Source organism: Pseudonocardia wallangbongensis (assembly GCF_054486945.1).
On record NZ_JBRERS010000001.1, the window covers coordinates 1 to 18,835 of the forward strand.

Annotated in this window: 19 protein-coding genes; 10 read left to right on the plus strand and 9 right to left on the minus strand. The window is 73.2% G+C overall.

The features are described 5' to 3' along the window. The first annotated feature begins 197 nt into the window (after nt 1–197). Complete coding sequence (gene fdhA, locus ACU436_RS00005; protein WP_459020517.1) at nt 198–1,415, plus strand: formaldehyde dehydrogenase, glutathione-independent; 1,218 nt, start codon at nt 198–200, stop codon at nt 1,413–1,415. A gap of 8 nt (nt 1,416–1,423) precedes the next feature. Here fdhA and ACU436_RS00010 read toward each other — a convergent pair whose 3' ends face one another. Together ACU436_RS00010 and ACU436_RS00015 are read right to left on the minus strand one after the other, a co-directional pair. Continuing rightward, a complete protein-coding gene (locus ACU436_RS00010; RefSeq protein ID WP_459020518.1) occupies nt 1,424–2,857 on the minus strand; it encodes an FAD-dependent oxidoreductase in 1,434 nt (477 codons plus the stop codon). A 171-nt stretch (nt 2,858–3,028) separates the two neighbouring features. Continuing rightward, complete coding sequence (locus ACU436_RS00015; RefSeq protein WP_459022548.1) at nt 3,029–3,901, minus strand: heme o synthase; 873 nt, start codon at nt 3,899–3,901, stop codon at nt 3,029–3,031. Between the two features lie 335 nt (nt 3,902–4,236). Here ACU436_RS00015 and tkt point away from each other — a divergent pair, with 335 nt between their 5' ends. Genes tkt through ACU436_RS00050 form a run of 7 tightly spaced genes read left to right on the plus strand, consistent with a single transcriptional unit; the run spans nt 4,237 to nt 12,758 of the window. Continuing rightward, nucleotides 4,237–6,324, plus strand: coding sequence for a transketolase (gene tkt / locus ACU436_RS00020; RefSeq protein ID WP_459020519.1), 2,088 nt, complete (start codon nt 4,237–4,239; stop codon nt 6,322–6,324). A 22-nt stretch (nt 6,325–6,346) separates the two neighbouring features. Next, nucleotides 6,347–7,456 (plus strand): transaldolase, encoded by a 1,110-nt coding sequence (gene tal, locus ACU436_RS00025; RefSeq protein ID WP_459020520.1) that lies wholly within the window; start codon nt 6,347–6,349, stop codon nt 7,454–7,456. Between the two features lie 32 nt (nt 7,457–7,488). Further along, on the plus strand, nt 7,489–8,982 hold the full coding sequence (locus ACU436_RS00030; RefSeq protein ID WP_459020521.1) for a glucose-6-phosphate isomerase: 1,494 nt from the start codon (nt 7,489–7,491) through the stop codon (nt 8,980–8,982). Nucleotides 8,983–9,036: 54 nt separating this feature from the next. Then, entirely contained in the window at nt 9,037–10,587 is a 1,551-nt protein-coding gene (gene zwf, locus ACU436_RS00035; protein ID WP_459020522.1) for a glucose-6-phosphate dehydrogenase, read from the plus strand. A gap of 16 nt (nt 10,588–10,603) precedes the next feature. Then, entirely contained in the window at nt 10,604–11,566 is a 963-nt protein-coding gene (opcA, locus tag ACU436_RS00040; RefSeq protein WP_459020523.1) for a glucose-6-phosphate dehydrogenase assembly protein OpcA, read from the plus strand. Next, on the plus strand, nt 11,566–12,345 hold the full coding sequence (pgl, locus tag ACU436_RS00045; RefSeq protein ID WP_459020524.1) for a 6-phosphogluconolactonase: 780 nt from the start codon (nt 11,566–11,568) through the stop codon (nt 12,343–12,345). The genes opcA and pgl overlap by 1 nt, the downstream gene beginning before the upstream one ends. Further along, a complete protein-coding gene (locus ACU436_RS00050) occupies nt 12,345–12,758 on the plus strand; it encodes a hypothetical protein (RefSeq protein WP_459020525.1) in 414 nt (137 codons plus the stop codon). The genes pgl and ACU436_RS00050 overlap by 1 nt, the downstream gene beginning before the upstream one ends. 22 nt (nt 12,759–12,780) lie before the next feature. Here ACU436_RS00050 and ACU436_RS00055 read toward each other — a convergent pair whose 3' ends face one another. After that, entirely contained in the window at nt 12,781–13,278 is a 498-nt protein-coding gene (locus ACU436_RS00055) for an Lrp/AsnC family transcriptional regulator (protein ID WP_459020526.1), read from the minus strand. A gap of 62 nt (nt 13,279–13,340) precedes the next feature. Here ACU436_RS00055 and ACU436_RS00060 point away from each other — a divergent pair, with 62 nt between their 5' ends. Then, on the plus strand, nt 13,341–13,766 hold the full coding sequence (locus tag ACU436_RS00060; protein ID WP_459020527.1) for a rhodanese-like domain-containing protein: 426 nt from the start codon (nt 13,341–13,343) through the stop codon (nt 13,764–13,766). Nucleotides 13,767–13,811: 45 nt separating this feature from the next. After that, nucleotides 13,812–14,306 carry a hypothetical protein gene (locus ACU436_RS00065; protein WP_459020528.1) on the plus strand — a complete coding sequence of 165 codons (495 nt, stop codon included), beginning with the start codon at nt 13,812–13,814 and terminating at the stop codon, nt 14,304–14,306. 24 nt (nt 14,307–14,330) lie between these two features. On the opposite strand, the gene ACU436_RS00070 is transcribed toward ACU436_RS00065, so the two are convergent. From ACU436_RS00070 to ACU436_RS00095, 6 genes are all read right to left on the minus strand, one after another. Next, complete coding sequence (locus ACU436_RS00070; protein ID WP_459022550.1) at nt 14,331–14,672, minus strand: RNA polymerase-binding protein RbpA; 342 nt, start codon at nt 14,670–14,672, stop codon at nt 14,331–14,333. A 13-nt stretch (nt 14,673–14,685) separates the two neighbouring features. Continuing rightward, nucleotides 14,686–14,922: a preprotein translocase subunit SecG gene (gene secG, locus ACU436_RS00075; protein ID WP_459020529.1), complete on the minus strand. Its 237-nt coding sequence runs from the start codon at nt 14,920–14,922 to the stop codon at nt 14,686–14,688. A 127-nt stretch (nt 14,923–15,049) separates the two neighbouring features. Further along, complete coding sequence (gene tpiA, locus ACU436_RS00080; RefSeq protein WP_459020530.1) at nt 15,050–15,889, minus strand: triose-phosphate isomerase; 840 nt, start codon at nt 15,887–15,889, stop codon at nt 15,050–15,052. Continuing rightward, the gene (locus ACU436_RS00085) at nt 15,889–17,079 is read right to left on the minus strand and encodes a phosphoglycerate kinase (protein ID WP_459020531.1); all 1,191 of its coding nucleotides are present in this window, start codon (nt 17,077–17,079) and stop codon (nt 15,889–15,891) included. The genes tpiA and ACU436_RS00085 overlap by 1 nt, the downstream gene beginning before the upstream one ends. Continuing rightward, nucleotides 17,076–18,092, minus strand: a complete 1,017-nt coding sequence (gene gap / locus ACU436_RS00090) for a type I glyceraldehyde-3-phosphate dehydrogenase (protein ID WP_459020532.1) — start codon at nt 18,090–18,092, stop codon at nt 17,076–17,078. Before gap ends, ACU436_RS00085 begins: the two co-directional genes overlap by 4 nt. Nucleotides 18,093–18,192: 100 nt before the next feature. Next, a complete protein-coding gene (locus ACU436_RS00095) occupies nt 18,193–18,786 on the minus strand; it encodes an O-methyltransferase (protein WP_459020533.1) in 594 nt (197 codons plus the stop codon). Nucleotides 18,787–18,835: the final 49 nt, after the last annotated feature.

Consider the following 18,835-nt stretch of genomic DNA (forward strand, 5'->3'; position numbering starts at 1 on the left):
CCTGCAGGCACACCGCTCTCCGCTCTATGGCACCTGATCCTCGACAGTTCAGGAACCTAAGCGGGAGCGGCGTGCCGCCTACACAGGCGCGCCCCGCGACCCACGGATCAGTCAGGAGCGCCCCTTATGGCCGTCTTGTGGCCACCGCCGGTCGGGGGTAGACCGGGACGGGGACCAGGGAGTGAGGTGGATCACCCATGGGCGGCAACAAGATCGTTGTCTACAAGGAGCCGGGCCGGGTCGACGTCGAGGACCACGACCCGCCCAAGCTGGAGGTACCCGTCGACGTCGCGAAGAGCAAGGGGCTCACCCAGAAGGCGGTACACGGGGTGATCCTGCGCAACGTCGCCACGAACATCTGCGGCTCCGACCAGCACATGGTGCGCGGGCGCACCACCGCACCGGCGGGGCAGACGCTCGGCCACGAGATCACCGGGGAGGTCGTCGAGAAGGGCGAGGACGTCCAGTTCCTCGACGTCGGCGACATCGTCTCGGTGCCGTTCAACATCGCCTGCGGGCGGTGCCGCAACTGCCGGGAAGGCCAGACCGGCGTCTGCCTCAACGTGAACCCGGCCCGGGCCGGGTCGGCGTACGGCTACGTCGACATGGGCGGCTGGGAAGGCGGGCAGGCCGAGTACGTGATGGTCCCGTTCGCCGACTTCAACTGCCTGAGGTTCCCCGACCGCGCCCAGGCGCTCGAGAAGATCCGCGACCTGACGATGCTGTCGGACATCTTCCCCACCGGCTACCACGGGGCCTACACGGCCGGCGTGACCACGGGGTCGACCGTCTACGTCGCGGGGGCGGGGCCGGTCGGGCTCGCTGCGGCCCACTCGGCGCAGCTGCTCGGCGCCGCCGTCGTCATCGTCGGGGACCTCAACGCGCAACGGCTCGAACAGGCCCGCTCGTTCGGCTGCGAGACCGTGGACGTCTCCCAGGACGCCACCCTCGAGGACCAGATCGCGGAGATCCTCGGCACGAACGAGGTCGACTGCGCGGTCGACGCCGTCGGGTTCGAGGCGACCGGGCACGGCGCGGGTGCGGGTGAGCAGCCCGCCGCCGTGCTCAACTCGGTCATGTCGCTCACGCGCGCCGGTGGCCGGCTCGGCATCCCGGGCCTCTACGTCACCGGCGACCCGGGCGCGTCCGACGCCGACGCCAAGGAGGGCACGCTCAAGGTGCGGCTCGGCCTCGGCTGGGCGAAGAGCCACTCCTTCACCACCGGACAGTGCCCGGTGCTGAAGTACAACCGCGGGCTGATGATGAGCATCCTGCACGACAAGGCGCAGATCGCGAAGGCGGTCAACGCCACGGTCATCTCGCTCGACGACGCCCCGCGCGGCTACCAGGAGTTCGACCGGGGCGCTGCCCGCAAGTACGTGCTCGACCCGCACGGGATGGTCCCGGCGGCGTAGCCCCGCGCTCAGGCGGCCGGGACGGCCCCCACGGCAGACAGGAGGGTGCGGCGGTCGGGGCCGGGCAGCGAGTACTGCGGTGCGCCCGCCCCGGCCGCCAGTGCCCGTTCGGCCGCGCCGGGCCGCCCGAGCACCTCCGCCGGCAACGTGAGCATCGAGGCGATCTCGAGCAGGTCGCGCAGCACGTCGGGGTCGTGGCCCGCGCCCGCGGCGAGGGCCTTCGCCAGCGTCCCCGCCTGGTCGTCCGGGGGGCGGGAGACCCCGGCGCGGTCCCGCTCGATCTCGGCGAGCCGGGCGCGGTCGGCCACGATGGTGGCCCGATACCACGGCGCGAGCAGCTCCTCGGTGCGTTCCCACCACCGCGCGGACACGGCGGCCGGCGCGCTCTCGGCGCGCAGCAGGTCGCGCAGCAGCACGGCGTGCCACAGGCCCATCGACGTGCCGCGCCCGAGCGACGGGTTGGTGCACGCCCACGCGTCGCCGAGGGCCAGCACGCCCGTGGCGACCGGGCGGCCGGAACCGGGCACGACGTACCGGCGGATCCGGTCCTCGATGCCCGCCATGACGGCGACCCCGGAGTCGATCGGTTCGGCGTCGACCCAGTGGGCGGCGAGCGGGTAGCTGCGCACCGCGGCCAGCCAGCGGTCCGGGTCGCGCAGGACCCGCAGCTCCCGGTCCCGGGAGCTCGAGATGATCGTCACCGACCAGGTGTTCCGGTCGGCGGGCATGGTCAGCAGCCCGACGGAGTCGTACTGCTGCGACAGCGGTCCCCGCAGGGGCGGCAGGCCGTCCGGGCTGTGGAAGTGCCGCCCGTAGTACACGAAGCCGCACTCCTCACGCTCCTCCACCACCCCCGTGACCCCGGCGGCGGCCAGCAGGTCCGGCAGCGCGGAGCGCCGGCCACCCGCGTCGACGACGAGGTCGGCCGGGATGTCCTCGCCCTCCGCGGTGACGACGCCGGCGACGTGCGGCACGCCCGCGCGGTCCGCGTGCCCGGTCAGGAGGCCCCGCACGGCCGTGCCGCGGCGGACCCGCACCCCAGGCTCGGCCGCCGCGACCCGGGCGACCACGGCCTCGAGCACCGGCCGGCGGGCGGCCAGCGCCGCGAACCGCCCGTCGTCGGCGCGCCGGTCACCGGCCATCCCCTCGGGGAGCCACTCCAGCAGCTCGTAGCGCGTGGCGCCGGCCGCGACGAGCGCGGCGGCGACGTCGGGCAGCGCGGCGTCGAGGAGCTGCCGGAACCTCGGCAGCATGAAGTGCGGCAGCCGGAACTGCGCGCACCCGCGCCGGTCCCACTCCTGCCAGGCGTCCTCCGGCGCGGGCGGCGGCGCGGGGTCGCGCTCCAGGACGGTGACGCGGTGGCCGTCCCTGGCCAGGAGCATCGCGGCGCACAGGCCGCTCATCCCGGCCCCGATCACGAGAACGTGACGGGAGTTCGACATGCATTCGAAGAGCGCGCCGCCCGCTCCCTGATACACGCGGTTCCGTCGACGTGCGGAAGCGGGTTCACCCGCAGGACTTCACACACCCACGACCGGCTTCACACACGGCCGGCCTCGGCCGGGTGTGAAGCCCATGCGGGATGTGTGAAGTGCCCGCGAAGACCGGAGGGCCTACAGCGAGAGGACCGGCAGGCCGATCGCCGCGTCCACCGCGATGGCGGCGAAGAGGCAGCAGAGGTACACGTTCGAGAGGTGGAACAGGCGCATCGGGCGCGTCTCCACCCCGGCCAGCACGCCGCGGTGCAGGCGGTGGGCCTGCAGGACGAACCAGGTGCCGCCCAGCGCGGCGACGACGGCGTAGATCCAGGAGGTGCTCGGGAGCAGCAGCAGCGACCAGACCGCCATCACCCACGCGTAGATGACGATGCGCCGCGACACCTCCTCCGGCGGCACCACCACGGGCAGCATCGGGACCTTCGCCGCGGCGTAGTCCTCGCGGTAGCGCATGGCGAGCGCCCAGAAGTGCGGCGGCGTCCAGAAGAAGATGACGCCGAACATCACCAGCGCGGGCCATTCCACCGATCCGGTGACGGCGGCCCAGCCGATCACCACCGGCATGCAGCCCGCCGCGCCGCCCCACACGATGTTCTGCGAGGTGCGCCGCTTCAGCAGGAGCGTGTAGACGAGCACGTAGAACGCGATGGCGGCCACCGAGAGTCCCGCGGCCAGCCAGTTGGTGGTGAACCCGAGCCACGCCGCCGAGAGCGCGCCCAGGACGAGCCCGAACACCAGCGCGTGCCGGGTGGGCACCTGCCCCTTCGCGAGCGGCCGGCGGCTGGTGCGCTTCATGACGGCGTCGATGTCGGCGTCGACCACGCAGTTGAGGGCGTGCGCGCTGGCCGCGGCCATCGCACCGCCCAGCAGCGTGGCGATGATCAGCCACACCGACGGCACGCCGCGCTCGGCGAGGAACATGGCCGGCACCGTGACCACGAGCAACTGCTCGATGATCCGGGTCTTCGTGAGCCCGAGGTAGGCGCGCACGGTGCCCCGGAACCGTCCCCAGCCGGCCCGCCAGGCGTCCGGGGCACCCTGGGCAGGGTGGCCCGAGCGGGACACGGGCAGAGTCACCGGCACAACCTCGATCCGCGTGGTGGGAACTCGACAGGCTCGAGCTCGCGGTTTATTTCTACGGCTTGTCGATGGTAGCCCGGGGCATGCCGGCACCCTCGGCCGGGTAGACCCCTCACGACCGGGCGGCACGTGATCACACACGGGCGCCCGACGCGACTAGGGTGGCCCCCGGAGCGAGTCAGCGCTGAGCGGTCGCGTCGCGGCGTACCGCCTGCACATCCCCACCCGAACCCGAGGGAAGAGCTGTGGCCGACATCGACATCGAGACCCTCACCCGGGCGAGCATCCCGGACGACTGGACCGATCTGGACCGGCGCGCCGTCGACACGGTCCGCGTCCTCGCCGCGGACGCCGTGCAGAAGGTCGGCAACGGCCATCCCGGCACCGCCATGAGCCTCGCCCCGCTCGCCTACGCGTTGTTCCAGCGCGTCATGCGGCACGACCCGAACGACGCCGACTGGGTCGGCCGCGACCGGTTCGTGCTGTCCGCGGGCCACTCCAGCCTCACGCTGTACATCCAGCTGTACCTGTCCGGCTACGGCCTGGAGCTCGACGACCTGAAGGCGCTGCGCACCTGGGGTTCGCTCACGCCCGGCCACCCCGAGCACGGCCACACGCGCGGCGTCGAGACCACCACCGGCCCGCTCGGCCAGGGCCTGTCCAACGCGGTGGGGATGGCGATCGCCGCCCGGCGCGAGCGCGGCCTGTTCGACCCGGACACCGCGCCCGGGGAGAGCCCGTTCGACCACCAGATCTACGTGATCGCCTCCGACGGTGACATCGAGGAGGGCGTCACCTCCGAGGCGTCGTCGCTCGCCGGTCACCAGGAGCTCGGCAACCTCACGGTGATCTACGACGACAACAAGATCTCCATCGAGGACGACACGACGATCGCGCTGTCGGAGGACACGGCCAAGCGCTACGAGGCCTACGGCTGGCACGTGCAGGTCGTCGAGAGCGGCGAGAACGTCACGGGCATCCTCGAGGCGTTGGAGAACGCCCGCGCGGAGACCTCGCGGCCGTCGTTCATCCTGCTGCGCACCGTGATCGGCTTCCCGGCGCCGAACAAGATGAACACCGGCAAAGCCCACGGCTCGGCGCTGGGCGCCGACGAGGTGGCCGAGGTCAAGAAGATCCTCGGGTTCGACCCGGGGCAGTCCTTCGAGGTCGGCGACGAGGTGCTCGCGCATGCCCGGGAGGTGGTCGACCGCGGCCGCGCGGCGCACGAGGCGTGGACGCCGACCTTCGACGCCTGGGCCGCCCGCGAGCCGGAGCGCAAGGAGCTCTTCGACCGCCTGATCGGCCGCCAGCTGCCGGTCGGCTGGGAGAAGGCGCTGCCCGTGTGGGAGCCCGACGCCAAGGGCCTGGCCACGCGCAAGGCGTCCGGTGAGGTGCTCAAGTCGCTCGCCGACGTGCTGCCGGAGCTGTGGGGTGGTTCGGCCGACCTCGCCGAGAGCAACAACACCACGATGGAGGGCGCCGACTCGTTCGGCCCCACCTCCACGGCCACGAAGATGTGGGACGCCCACCCGTACGGCCGCACCCTGCACTTCGGCGTCCGCGAACACGCGATGGGCTCGATCCTCAACGGCATCGCGCTGCACGGGCCCACCCGGCCCTACGGCGGCACGTTCCTGGTGTTCAGCGACTACATGCGCCCGGCGGTGCGCCTCGCGGCGATCATGCAGGCCGGCGTGACCTACGTCTGGACGCACGACTCGATCGGGCTCGGCGAGGACGGCCCCACGCACCAGCCGATCGAGCACCTGGCCGCCCTGCGGGCGATCCCCGGCCTCGCGATGGTCCGGCCGGGCGACGCGAACGAGACCGCGCACGCGTGGCGCGCCGTGCTGGAGCGGCCCGCGGGCCCCAACGGGCTGGCGCTCACCCGGCAGAACCTGCCGGTGCTCGAGGGCACCTCGGCCGAGGGTGTCGCGCGCGGCGGGTACGTCCTCGCGGACGCGTCGTCCGGCGCCCCGCAGGTGATCCTCATGGCCACCGGCTCGGAGCTGCAGATCGCGGCCGAGGCCCGGAACGTCCTCGAGGCCGACGGTGTTGCCACGAGAGTGGTGTCCATGCCGTGCGTCGAGTGGTTCGACGAGCAGGACGAGGCGTACCGCGAGTCGGTGCTCCCCGTTGCCACCCGCGCGCGGGTGAGCGTCGAGGCCGGCATCGCGCAGCCCTGGATCCGCTTCACCGGCGACGCGGGCGAGAACGTCTCCATCGAGCACTTCGGCGCGAGCGCCGACCACCAGACGCTGTTCCGCGAGTTCGGCTTCACCACGGAGAACGTGGTCGCCGCCGCGAAGCGCAGCCTCGCAAAGCTTCGCTGAGCCCCCTTAGGAGGACCAACCAATGAGCAACGATCGACTCGGGCAGCTCGCGGCCGCAGGGGTGTCCATCTGGCTGGACGACCTGTCCCGCGAGCGCCTCACCAGCGGCAGCCTCCAGGAACTGATCACCGACGAGCACGTCGTCGGGGTCACCACCAACCCCACGATCTTCGCGACCGCGCTGTCGAAGGGCGCGGCCTACGACGCGCAGATCCGCGAGCTCGCCGCGCGCGGCGCGTCGGTCGAGGACACGGTCCGCGAGATCACGGTCTCCGACGTCCAGCAGGCCTGCGACGTCTTCAGCGGCACGTGGGAGACCACGAACGGCGTCGACGGGCGGGTCTCGCTGGAGGTCGACCCCGGCCTCGCCCGCGACACCGAGGCCACGGTCGCGCAGGCCCTGGACCTGTGGAAGGCCGTCGACCGGCCCAACCTGCTCGTCAAGATCCCGGCCACCGAGCAGGGGTTGCCGGCGATCACCCGGGCGCTCGCCGAGGGCGTGAGCATCAACGTCACGCTGATCTTCTCCGTCGAGCGCTACCGCGCCGTCATGGGCGCCTTCCTCGACGGGCTCGAGCAGGCGGCGGCCAACGGGCACCAGCTCGCGAGCATCGCGTCCGTGGCGAGCTTCTTCGTCTCCCGCGTGGACACCGAGATCGACAAGCGCCTGGAGGCGATCGGTTCCGGCGACGCGCTCGCGCTGCGCGGGAAGGCCGCCGTCGCCAACTCCCGCCTGGCCTACGCCGCGTTCCAGGAGGTCTTCTCCTCCGACCGGTACGCGGCGCTCGAGGCCAGGGGCGCCCGCCCGCAGCGGCCGCTGTGGGCCTCCACCGGCGTGAAGAACCCGGACTACCCGGACACGCTCTACATCACCGAGCTCGTCGTCGCCGACACCGTCAACACGATGCCGGAGAAGTCACTCCACGCCTTCCGCGACCACGGCGAGGTCCACGGCGACCGCGTCACGGGCACGGGCGCCGAGGCGCAGGACGTGTTCGACGCGCTGGAGCAGGTGGGCATCGACCTGCCCGACGTGTTCCGCGTTCTGGAGGACGAGGGCGTCGACAAGTTCGAGAAGTCCTGGACCGAGCTCGGCGACACGGTCACCGGGCAGCTGCAGCAGGCCCGCTAGCGCTTGCAGCGGACCGGAGGGGAGCGCACGCGGTGACCGCGCGACCGGTGCCGTCCGAGGAGGAGATGCTCGCGCGGCTCGTCGAGAACGGCGTCGCCGCCCGCGTCGCGGACGGTGACCCGGCCCTGTGGCCGCGGGTCGCCCGGCCCGGGTGGACTGGGGCGGTGCGCGCGGCACGTCCTCTGGTCGGCGAGATCGCGGCGTTGGCCGAGCAGCGCCGCGTGGGCGGGCAGGTCCGGGTCCTGCTCGCGACCGCCGGGGGCACCGGCGTCACCGCCGAAGCCCTCACCGGGACCGACCCCCGCCTCGTCGTCCTCGACACCACCGACCCACCCCAGGTGGCGGACGCGCTCGCCGGCGAGCTGGCCGCCACGGTGCTCGTGGTGTCGGTGCCGCCCGGCGAGGACCCGGAGCCGGTGCGGCTGCTGCGCGACACGGTCCACGCGGCCTTCCGCGCCGAGGGCGTGGACGCCGACGCGCACACCGTCGTCGTCACGCCGCCGGACGGTCCGCTGCTGCCGGCGGACGCGGGCCGGGACGGCCCGGTCGTGGTGCTCGGGCCCGACGACGTCGACGGCCCGTGGGCGGCGTTCACGGCGTACGCGCTCGTGCCCGCCGGGCTCGCCGGCGCCGACGTCGGGGCGGTGCTCGCCGAGGCCGGTGCGGTCCGGGCCGAGCTCGCCACCGCTGGTGGGAACGCGCTGGGCCTCGGTGCGCTGCTCGCGTCCGCACCCGCCGTCGCGCTCGCCGCACCCGACGCGCCCGCACTCGCCGAATGGGCGGCACAGCTCGTGGCCGGCGGTCTGGGGAAGGACGGCCGCGGCCCGCTCCCCGTGGTGGTGGAAGGCCCGGGGTCCCCGGAGTGGGGCACCCTACCCGCCGTCGGGCTGGGGGACGTGCAGGGCGCGGTGTTCGTCACGGACGGGTCGGTGGCCGAGCAGATGGCCACCTGGCAGCACGCCGTCGCCGCGGCGGCGCACCTGCTCGGCGTCGACCCCACCGACCGGCCGGACGCGCACGACGTGACGCCCGCGGCCGGCGGCGCGCCCGTGTTCACCGAGGGCGGTGTGGACGTCCACGCGGGCGACTGGCTGCCGGACGGGACGGCCACCGTCGCCGACGCGCTGCGCGCGCTCGTGGGCCCGGACGGCGACGGGGCGCACCACCTGGCCGTGCACGCCTACCTCGACCGGATCGAGGACGCCTCCGCGGCCGTGCTGCGCGCCGAGCTGGCGCGCCGCACCGGCCTCCCCACCACGTTCGGGTGGGCGCCCCGCTGCCTGCCCGGCAGCGGCCAGCACGCCAAGGGTGGCCCGCCCGCCACCCGGGTCTGCCAGCTCACCGCCGACCCCGACGACCCGGGCCTGCGCCCCGAGGCGGCCGGCGCCCTCGACGCCGTGCAGCAGGGGCTCGCGGGCGCCGACGCCGCCGCCCTCGCCGCCCGTGGCCGGCCCGTGCTCCGCCTCCACTTCACCGACCGGGTGGCGGGCCTGGTCACCGTGGCGCGTGCCGTGCAGCAGCTCTAGGAGACCTGGGATGATCCCCGCAACCCGAACGACATCAAGCCAGCGAGGAGTCAGATGAGCGCCGCCACGTCCGCGGCAGCGGGGTGGACCAACCCGTTGCGCGATCCGCGGGACAAGCGGCTCCCGCGCATCGCGGGACCGTGCAGCCTGGTCATCTTCGGGGTCACCGGTGACCTGTCGCGCAAGAAGCTCATGCCCGCGATCTACGACCTCGCCAACCGGGGCCTCCTACCGCCGGGCTTCGCCCTCACCGGCTTCGCCCGCCGCGACTGGGCCAACCAGGACTTCGGCCAGGTCGTCTACAACGCGGTGAAGGAGCACGCCCGCACCCCGTTCCGCCAGCACGTGTGGGACCGGCTCGCCGAGGGCTTCCGGTTCGTGTCCGGCACCTTCGACGACGACGACGCGTTCGACCGGCTCGGGCAGACCGTCGAGGCGCTCGACCGGGAGCGCGGCACGGCGGGCAACCACGCGTTCTACCTGTCCATCCCGCCCGGCGCGTTCCCCGTGGTGCTCAAGCAGCTCGCCCGCTCCGGGCTGGCGCGCCAGGACGGCGAGGGCTGGCGCCGGGTGGTGATCGAGAAGCCGTTCGGGCACGATCTGCGCTCGGCGATCGAGCTCAACGAGATCGTGAACGACGTCTTCCCCGAGGACTCGGTCTTCCGGATCGACCACTACCTCGGCAAGGAGACGGTGCAGAACATCCTGGCGCTGCGGTTCGCCAACCAGCTCTTCGAGCCGATCTGGAACAGCCACTACGTCGACAGCGTCCAGATCACGATGGCCGAGGACATCGGCCTGGGCGGGCGCGCCGGCTACTACGACGGGATCGGCGCCGCCCGCGACGTCATCCAGAACCACCTGCTGCAGCTGCTCGCGTTCACCGCGATGGAGGAGCCGGTCTCGTTCTCCTCCGACGAGCTGCGCCTCGAGAAGATCAAGATCCTGAACGCGACGAAGCCAATCGGGCCGCTCGACGAGACCACGGCGCGCGGGCAGTACACCGGTGGCTGGCAGGGTGGCGAGCTCGTCAAGGGCCTCACCGAGGAGGAGGGGTTCGACCCCAACTCGCGCACCGAGACGTTCGCGGCGATCACCTGCGAGGTCGACACCAGGCGGTGGGCGGGCGTGCCGTTCTACCTGCGCACCGGCAAGCGCCTCGGCCGGCGCGTCACCGAGATCGCGGTGATCTTCAAGCGGGCCCCGCACCTGCCGTTCGACGCCACGATGACCGAGGAGCTCGGGCAGAACGCGCTCGTCGTCCGCGTGCAGCCGGACGAGGGCGTCACCATGCGGTTCGGCTCGAAGGTGCCGGGCAGCCAGATGGAGGTCCGGGACGTCTCCATGGACTTCGGCTACGGCGCGGCGTTCACCGAGGCGTCGCCCGAGGCGTACGAGCGGCTGATCCTGGACATGCTGCTCGGGGAGCCGTCGCTGTTCCCGGTCAACGCCGAGGTCGAACGCTCCTGGGAGATCCTCGACCCGGCGATCGAGCACTGGGCGCGGCAGGAGAAGGCGCCCGACCCCTACCCGGCGGGGAGCTGGGGGCCGGACTCGGCCAACGCGATGCTCGCCCGAACCGGCCGCACGTGGCGCCGGCCCTGAGGAGGAAAGCGCAGCCATGATCGTCGATCTTCCTTCGAGCAACACCTCGGCCGTCAACCGCAAGCTCGTCGAGATGCGGGCGAGCGGCGGCGCGCTCACGATGGGCCGCGTACTCACGCTGGTGATCCTCACCGAGGACGGCGCAGGCATCGAGGACGCGATCGCCGCGGCCAACGCCGCCAGCCACGAGCACCCGTGCCGGATCATCGTGCTCGCCCACGGCCAGCGGAAGGCCGCGCCGCGGCTCGACGCCCAGATCCGCGTCGGCGGCGACGCCGGTGCCAGCGAGGTCATCGTGCTGCGCGGCTACGGCCCGCTCGCCGCGGAGGAGGCGGGCGCCGGCATGGTGACGCCGCTGCTCCTGCCCGACGCACCCGTCGTGGCGTGGTGGCCGAACGACGCGCCCGCCGTCCCGTCCGAGGACGCGGTCGGCAAGCTGGCGACGCGACGCATCACCGACGCGCTCTCGGCGCGGAACCCGACGAAGGCGTTCGAGCAGCGCCGGGCGAACTACGTCGCGGGCGACACCGACCTCACGTGGACACGGCTCACCCCGTGGCGGGCGCTGCTCGCCACCGCGCTCGACGCCCCGCCGTACGAGCCCGTCACCAACGTGGTCGTGGCAGGCGAGGCCATCTCCCCGTCCACGGAGCTGCTGGCCGGCTGGCTCGCGGTCCGGCTGGACGCCAAGGTGAAGCGCTCGCCCGCGGCGTCGGGGCCGGGTGTGGTGTCGGTGCGGCTGGAGCGCCCTTCCGGACCGATCGAGCTCGTGCGCCCGGACGGGAAGGTGGGCACGCTGCGCCAGCCCGGCCAGCCGGACCGGCTGGTCGCGCTCGCCCGCCGGGAAGTGCGCGACTGCCTCGCGGAGGAGCTGCGCCGGCTCGACGCGGACGAGATATACGGCGCCGCCCTCGAGGGCATCGGGCGCATCACCCGCGGCCGCACCCCGATCAAGGTGCCCACGCTGGCCGGTGCGTGATGCCCGCCCCGGACATCGCGGTCCACGCCGATCCGGACGTGCTCGCCGCGGCGGTGGCCGCACGGCTGACCACCAAGCTCGTCGACCTGCAGGCGGCCGGCACGACACCGAAGATCGTGCTCACCGGCGGCGGCACCGGCATCGGCGTGCTGGAGCAGCTGCGCGCCTCCGTCGCCCGGGACGCCGTCGACTGGGGCAAGGTCGAGTTCTACTGGGGCGACGAGCGGTTCCTGCCGCCCGGCGACCCCGAGCGCAACGAGACGCAGGCGCGCGAGGCGCTGCTCGACCACGTCCCGGTGGACGAGGCGAAGGTGTTCCCGATGGGTGCGGACACGGGCACCGGGCCGGCCGGCGCGGAGGCGGCCGCCGAGGCGTACGCGGAGCTCCTCCGGGGGGCGGCCCGGCCGGAGGACCACGGCCCGGTGCCGTCGTTCGACGTGCTCATGCTCGGCATGGGCGGCGAGGGCCACACCGCGTCGGTCTTCCCGCACTCCCCCGCCGTCTACGAGACGGAGCGCACGGTCGTGGCCGTCCACGGCTGCCCGAAGCCCCCGCCGACCCGGGTGTCGCTCACGCTGCCGGCGATCCGCCGCGCCGCCGAGGTCTGGATCATGACCACCGGCGAGGCGAAGGCCGCGGCGGTCGCGATGGCCCTGGGCGGGGCGGGCGAGGTGGCGATCCCGGTGGCCGGGGCGCAGGGCAGGAGGCGCACCCGGTGGCTGCTCGACCGGGCCGCCGCGGCCAAGCTGCCCCGCCACCTGGTGCCGCGCATCGGCTGATGCTCCACGTGATCGTCGACGCCGCGAACGTGGTGGGCGCACGCCCCGACGGGTGGTGGCGCGACCGTCCCGGAGCGGCCCGCCGCCTTGCCGGCCGGATCGTCACCGCGCTCACGGTCGACCCGGCCCCGCTCGCCGACGGTCTCGGGCACCCCGACGCCGACCTGCAGGTGCACCTGGTGCTGGAGGGCGCCGCCGCCGGCGTGCCGGACCTCCCCACCCACCCGCGGCTCGCGGTCGTCCGCGCGCCGGCCGACGGTGACGAGACGATCGCGACCGTGGCTGCCGAACTGGCCCCCGAGGCCCCGGTGCTGGTGGTGACGGCCGACCGCGCCCTGAAGGAGCGGGTGCGCGCGGTCGGAGCGTCAACGGCAGGCCCAGGACGGTTGCTGGGCGCCCTCCCCCCGCCGTGAGCACGTCATGGCTCCACGGTGCTCACGTTCGGCGGGTGCTCTCGCTCGCAGCCCGTCCGCTGGAGCTCACCGCGCTCGTCACCGCCGATCGCCGCTGCAGCGGGGTGCTGTAGACCACGCTCGTCGTCACCGCACCCAGGCCGGCTATCCGGCCCGTCACCTGCTCCAGGTGGCGCATCTCGCGGGCCCGCACGCTCAGGACGAAGCAGTCCTCCCCGGTGACGTGGTGGGCCTCGGTGACCTCGGGTGTGGTGGCGAGCAGGTCGCGGAACGGCTTGTAGTTGCCGTGCGGGTAGCGCAGGCGGACGAGCGCCATTATCGGCAGGCCCAGCTTCTCCGGGTCGACCTCGCAGCTGTACCCGGTGATCACGCCGCCCTCTTCGAGCCGGCGCACCCGCTCGGTGGCGGCGCTGGGCGACAGGCCGACGAGCCGCCCGAGGTCGGCGTAGCTGGCCCGCCCGTCGCGCTGCAGGGCTTCCAACAGGCGCCAGTCCAGGTCGTCCAGGGATTCCACGGCCATATCGCGAAGCTACCGTGGTTCCCACCTTCACCGGTGGCCGACGCGCTCCTACCGTCGCGCACATGACACTTTCGGTGAGCCCCGACGCCGTCGCCTTCTTCGCCTCCCGCCTCGCCTTCCAGACCGACGTCGCCGACGTCCACGCCGGGTTCGCGAGCGGCGCCCCCGGATTCGTGCTCGTCGACTCGCGCAGCCCCGCCGCATGGGCGCAGGGGCGGATCCCCGGCGCGGTCCACCTGCCCACCGCCGAGATCCCCGAACGCGCGCACGCCGTGCTCGACGGGGGCCTGCCGGTCGTCACCTACTGCTGGGGCCCGGGGTGCAACGGCGCCACCCGCTCCGCCCTCTCCCTGACCCGCCTCGGTTACGTGGTGCGGGAGATGCTGGGCGGTATCGAGTACTGGATCCGGGAGGGCTTCCCGGTCGAGACGGACACGGGCCTCACCCACCCGGAACCGGACCCGCTGACGACGCCGTACGGCTGCTGACCCGTGGCTCCACGGTGCGCTCCGGCCGCGTGGGAGAGTGGGGCCGTGAAGCGGTTGGTGGGCGCGGTGGTTCTGGCGGCAGCCCTCGGCGGCTGCTCGGCGGCGGAAGCGCCGGCTCCGGTCGCCCCGCCCCCACCTCCACCGCCGCCACCGGCCGCGTGCCTGCTCGACACGGGCGTCCTGACGACGACCACCGGCCTCACCTGGGCACCGGATGCGAGCACGGCGAGCGACACCCGCTGCGTCTACGACCCGTCCGGCACGCCGCGCCCGGCCGACGGCCCGGCCTTCCTGTCCGTGGACGTCACCCAGGACCCGGCGGCCTCCCTCGACACGGTGGCGGAGCTCTGCGAGGGCGGCTCCCGGGCGCCGGTGGGCACGGCCGGCTTCGTGTGCCGCTACCAGGGCGGCAACGTGTTCGCCGCCGTGACGCACGACGGCCGCCTGGTGACCCTGGCGGCCTCGGCCGTGCCCACGGGCACCACCGCCGCACAGCTGGTGGTGGCGTTCGACCAGCAGGTGACTGCGCTGGGCAGCTAGGGGTCCTCCGCCAAACGGGCCGGCCTAGAGCTCGCGCGAGGCGCGGAGGCGGCTGAGCGCCTCTTCCAGGATGGCCGCGCCGTCGGAGTCGCTGCGGCGCTCCTTCACGTACGCGAGGTGGGTCTTGTACGGCTCGGTGCGCGGGGGTGCGGGCGGGTTCTCCCCGTCCCTCCCGGCGGGCAGGCCGCAGCGGGGGCAGTCCCACGACTCCGGGATGTCCGCCTCGTTGGCGAACGACGGGGTGGTGACGTGGCCGTTCGCGCAGAAGTAGGGGATGCGCGAGCGCGGCGCGGTCTCGCCCCGCTCGGACTCCCCCATCGGGCCGGCCCCCACGCGGGTGCCGCGGATCGCGTTGCCGCCGGACATCGCCATGCCTCCCTCAGGACCCGACCCGGACCAGCAGCCCGGTGCCGATGATCGCGATCACCCAGATCGCACCGACGAACAACGTGAGCCGGTCGAGGTTCTTCTCGACCACGCTCGACCCCGACAGGCTCGACTGCACCCCGCCGCCGAAGAGGCTGGAGAGGCCGCCACCGCGACCGCGGTGCAGCAGGATCAGCAGCACGAGCAGCACGCTGGAGAGGATCAGCACGATCTGCAGGGCCAGTTCCATCGATCCTCTTTCCGTATTGCCCACGCGCTCCGACACATGTGCCGGGAATCTCAAGGGTACCGTGACGGCCCTCGGCCCCGACCGGGGGTCGTGAGCGGATACGAGGCCGTAACCGCTCACGACGTGGTTACGGCAGGGGGCCGCCCGCCGCGATCGCGCAGAGCTGCGCGAACTCGTCGGCCTGCAGGCTGGCGCCGCCGACGAGCGCCCCGTCGACGTCGGACTCCGCCACGATCTCGCCGACGTTCTTGGCCTTCACCGAGCCCCCGTACAGCACCCGGACGCTCGCGGCGACGGCCTCGCCGTACTTGGCCGACACGGCCGCGCGGATCGCCGCGCACACCTCCTGCGCGTCGGCCGCGCTCGCCACGCGCCCGGTGCCGATCGCCCACACCGGCTCATAGGCGATCACGAGGTTCTGCGCGTGCTCGCTCTGCACCTTCTCGAGGGCCCCGGTGACCTGCCGGGTGCAGTGGCCGACGTGGTCGGCCGCCTCCCGGACCTGGAGGCTCTCCCCCACGCACAGGATCGGCACGATCCCGTGCTTGATCGCCGCGCGCACCTTGCGGTTGACCAGCGCGTCGTCCTCGCCGTGGATCTCGCGGCGCTCGGAGTGCCCGACGACGACGTAGCGGCAGCCCAGCTTCGCCAGCATCGCGCCGGAGACGTCCCCGGTGTAGGCGCCGGACTCGTGCGGCGAGACGTCCTGTGCCCCGTGCACGAGCTTGAGCTGGTCGCCGTCGATCAGGGTCTGCACCGACCGGATGTCGGTGAACGGCGGCAGGACGGCCACCTCCACCTTGGCGAAGTACTTCTCCGGCAGCGCGAAGGCGATCTTCTGAACCAGCCCGATGGCCTCGAGGTGGTTGCAGTTCATCTTCCAGTTGCCGGCGATCAGCGGCGTGCGCCTGGGGGACGGTGAGCCGGCGGAGCTTGCGGAGCCGGCGGGGTGGGTAGACGGAGCCATCAGCTCTCCAGGACGGCGATGCCGGGGAGGGACTTGCCCTCCAGGTACTCCAGCGACGCGCCGCCGCCGGTGGAGATGTGCGAGAACCCGTCCTCGGGGAGGCCGAGCGCCCGCACCGCGGCCGCCGAGTCGCCGCCGCCGACCACGCTGTACGCGCCCGAGGCGGTGCCGTCCACGATGGCCTGTGCCACCCCGCGGGTGCCCTCCGCGAACGGGGCCAGCTCGAACACGCCCATCGGGCCGTTCCAGAACACGGTGGCCGCGCCCGCTAGCACCTCGGCGAACGCCACCACCGAGGCCGGTCCGATGTCGAGGCCCTTCCACCCGTCCGGGATGGCGTCGGCGGCGACCGTCCGCGTCTTCGCCTCGGCCGAGAAGTCGTCGGCCACCACCACGTCGGACGGGAGCACGATCTTGCCGGTCTCGAGCAGCTTGCGGCAGTTGTCGACCTGGTCGCGCTCCAGCAGCGAGTCGCCGACCCCGTATCCCTGCGCGGCGAGGAACGTGAAGCACATGCCCCCGCCGACGAGCAGCGCGTCGACCTGCGTCAACGCCTCGATCACGGCCAGCTTGTCGGAGACCTTCGAGCCGCCGAGCACCACCGTGTAGGGCCGCTCGGGCGACTCCGTGAGCCGCCGCAGCACCTCGACCTCGGTGAGGACCAGCCCGCCCGCGTACGCCGGCAGGTCCTGGGCCACGTCGTAGACGGAGGCCTGCTTGCGGTGCACCACGCCGAACCCGTCGGAGACGAACGCGCCGCGCGCACCCGCGAGCGCGGCGAGCTCGTGGGCCAGCGCCGCGCGCTCGTCGTCGTTCTTGGACGTCTCGCGCGGGTCGAACCGGATGTTCTCCAGGAGCACGACGCCGCCGTCGGTCAGCGCGCCGACCGCGGCCCGTGCCTCGTCGCCGTGGCCGGCGAGGGTGACCTCGGTGCCGAGCAGCTCGCCGAGCCGCCCGGCGACCGGGGCCAGGGAGTACCTCGGATCGGGCCCGCCCTCGGGCCGGCCCAGGTGCGCCGTGACGACCACCCGCGCCCCCGCCGAACGCAGCGTCGACAGGGTCGGGACGGAGGCGCGGATCCGGCCGTCGTCGGTGATCGTCGAGCCGTCGAGCGGCACGTTCAGGTCCGAGCGGACCAGGACGGTCCGCCCGGACACGCCCTCGGTGAGGAGGTCGTCGAGCGTCCTCACAGCTTGGATGCCACGAGCGCCGTGATGTCGACCAGGCGGTTCGAGTAGCCCCACTCGTTGTCGTACCAGCCGAAGACCTTGACCTGGTTGCCGATCACCTTGGTGAGCGGCGCGTCGTAGATGCAGGACGCCGGGTCGGTGACGATGTCGGACGAGACGATGGGGTCGTCGCTGTAGCGCAGGTAGCCCTTCAGGGGGCCGTTGTCCGCCGCGGCCTTGTAGGCGGCGTTGACCTCGTCGACCGAGGCCTCCTTGCGCAGGTCCACCGTGAGGTCGGTGATCGAGCCGGTGGGCACCGGGACGCGCAGCGAGTAGCCGTCGAGCTTGCCGTTGAGGTGCGGCAGCACGAGGCCGATCGCCTTGGCGGCGCCGGTGGAGGTCGGCACGACGTTCAGGGCGGCGGCGCGGGCGCGGCGCTTGTCCTTGTGCGGGCCGTCCTGCAGGTTCTGGTCCTGGGTGTAGGCGTGGATCGTGGTCATCAGACCCTTTTCGATCCCGAACGCGTCGTCGATCACCTTCGCCAGCGGCGCCAGGCAGTTGGTGGTGCAGGACGCGTTGGAGATGATGGCCTGCGAGCCGTCGTACTCGTCGTCGTTCACGCCCATGACCACGGTGAGGTCGGGCTCCGTGGCCGGGGCCGAGATCACGACCTTCTTCGCGCCGGCGTCCAGGTGCTTGGCGGCCGCATCGCGCTTGGTGAAGATGCCCGTGGACTCCACCACGACGTCGACGCCGAGGTCCTTCCACGGCAGCTCGGAGGGGTCCCGCACGGCCAGGCCCTTGAAGCCCCTGCCGTCGACGACGATCTCGTCGTCGGTGTGGGTGACCTCGTAGGGCAGCCGGCCCAGGATCGAGTCGTACTTGAGCAGACCCGCCAGCGTGGCGTTGTCGGTGATGTCGTTCACCGCGACGATCTCGATGTCGCTGGTGCCGGCCGCCCGCTGGGCGTCGACCGCCCGCCAGAAGTTGCGGCCGATGCGGCCGAACCCGTTCACGCCCACCCGCACGGTCATGTGCGCCTCCTGTCACCTCTGCGTGTCTCGAACCGGCATCAACCCTAGTCGCCGGTGGCGGGCCCGGAACCCCGAGCCCCTTAATCGATTCCGGTCAATCTCACGTGGTCGTATACGGTCGACGAGCGACGAGCTCCCCCTTGCCGATCGGCATCGTCGCGACGCTCGTCAGCTCGGCGCGCACCAACTCACCCAACGGCGCGATCTCGTCCGGGTGCGACAGCGCGTTGTCCGCGACGAGCACCCCACCCGCGCGCAGCACCCGCGCCGGGTGCGGCCACCACGACGGGTACTCGGTGCGCTCCGCGTCCAGGAACAGCAGGTCGACCTCGCCGTCGCCGAGTGCCGCCAGCCCCGCGCCGCCGTCGGCGAGCCGCAGGTCGACGTGCCCGGCGAGGCCGGCCTCCGCGAGGCTCGCGGCGGCGTCCCGCTGCGCCGCCGCGTCGGTGTCGAAGCTGGTCACCCGCCCACCGGTTGCGCGCGCGGCATCGGCCAGCCAGAGCGTCGACACGCCGCGGGAGGTGCCGACCTCCACGATCCTCCGTGCGCCCATCGCCTGCGCGAGGAACCAGACGAACCGGCCGGCGTCCGGTTCGAGGACCCGCCACCGGTCGAGCCGGTCCGCCTGCGTGGCGTCGTGCCGCGCGGCGGCGTCGGTCACCCGGTCGATGACTGCCCGAACCGCGGAGTCCACGCCGGAATCCTGCCACGTGCACGCACCGGTCTTTGCCGACTGCCCGCTC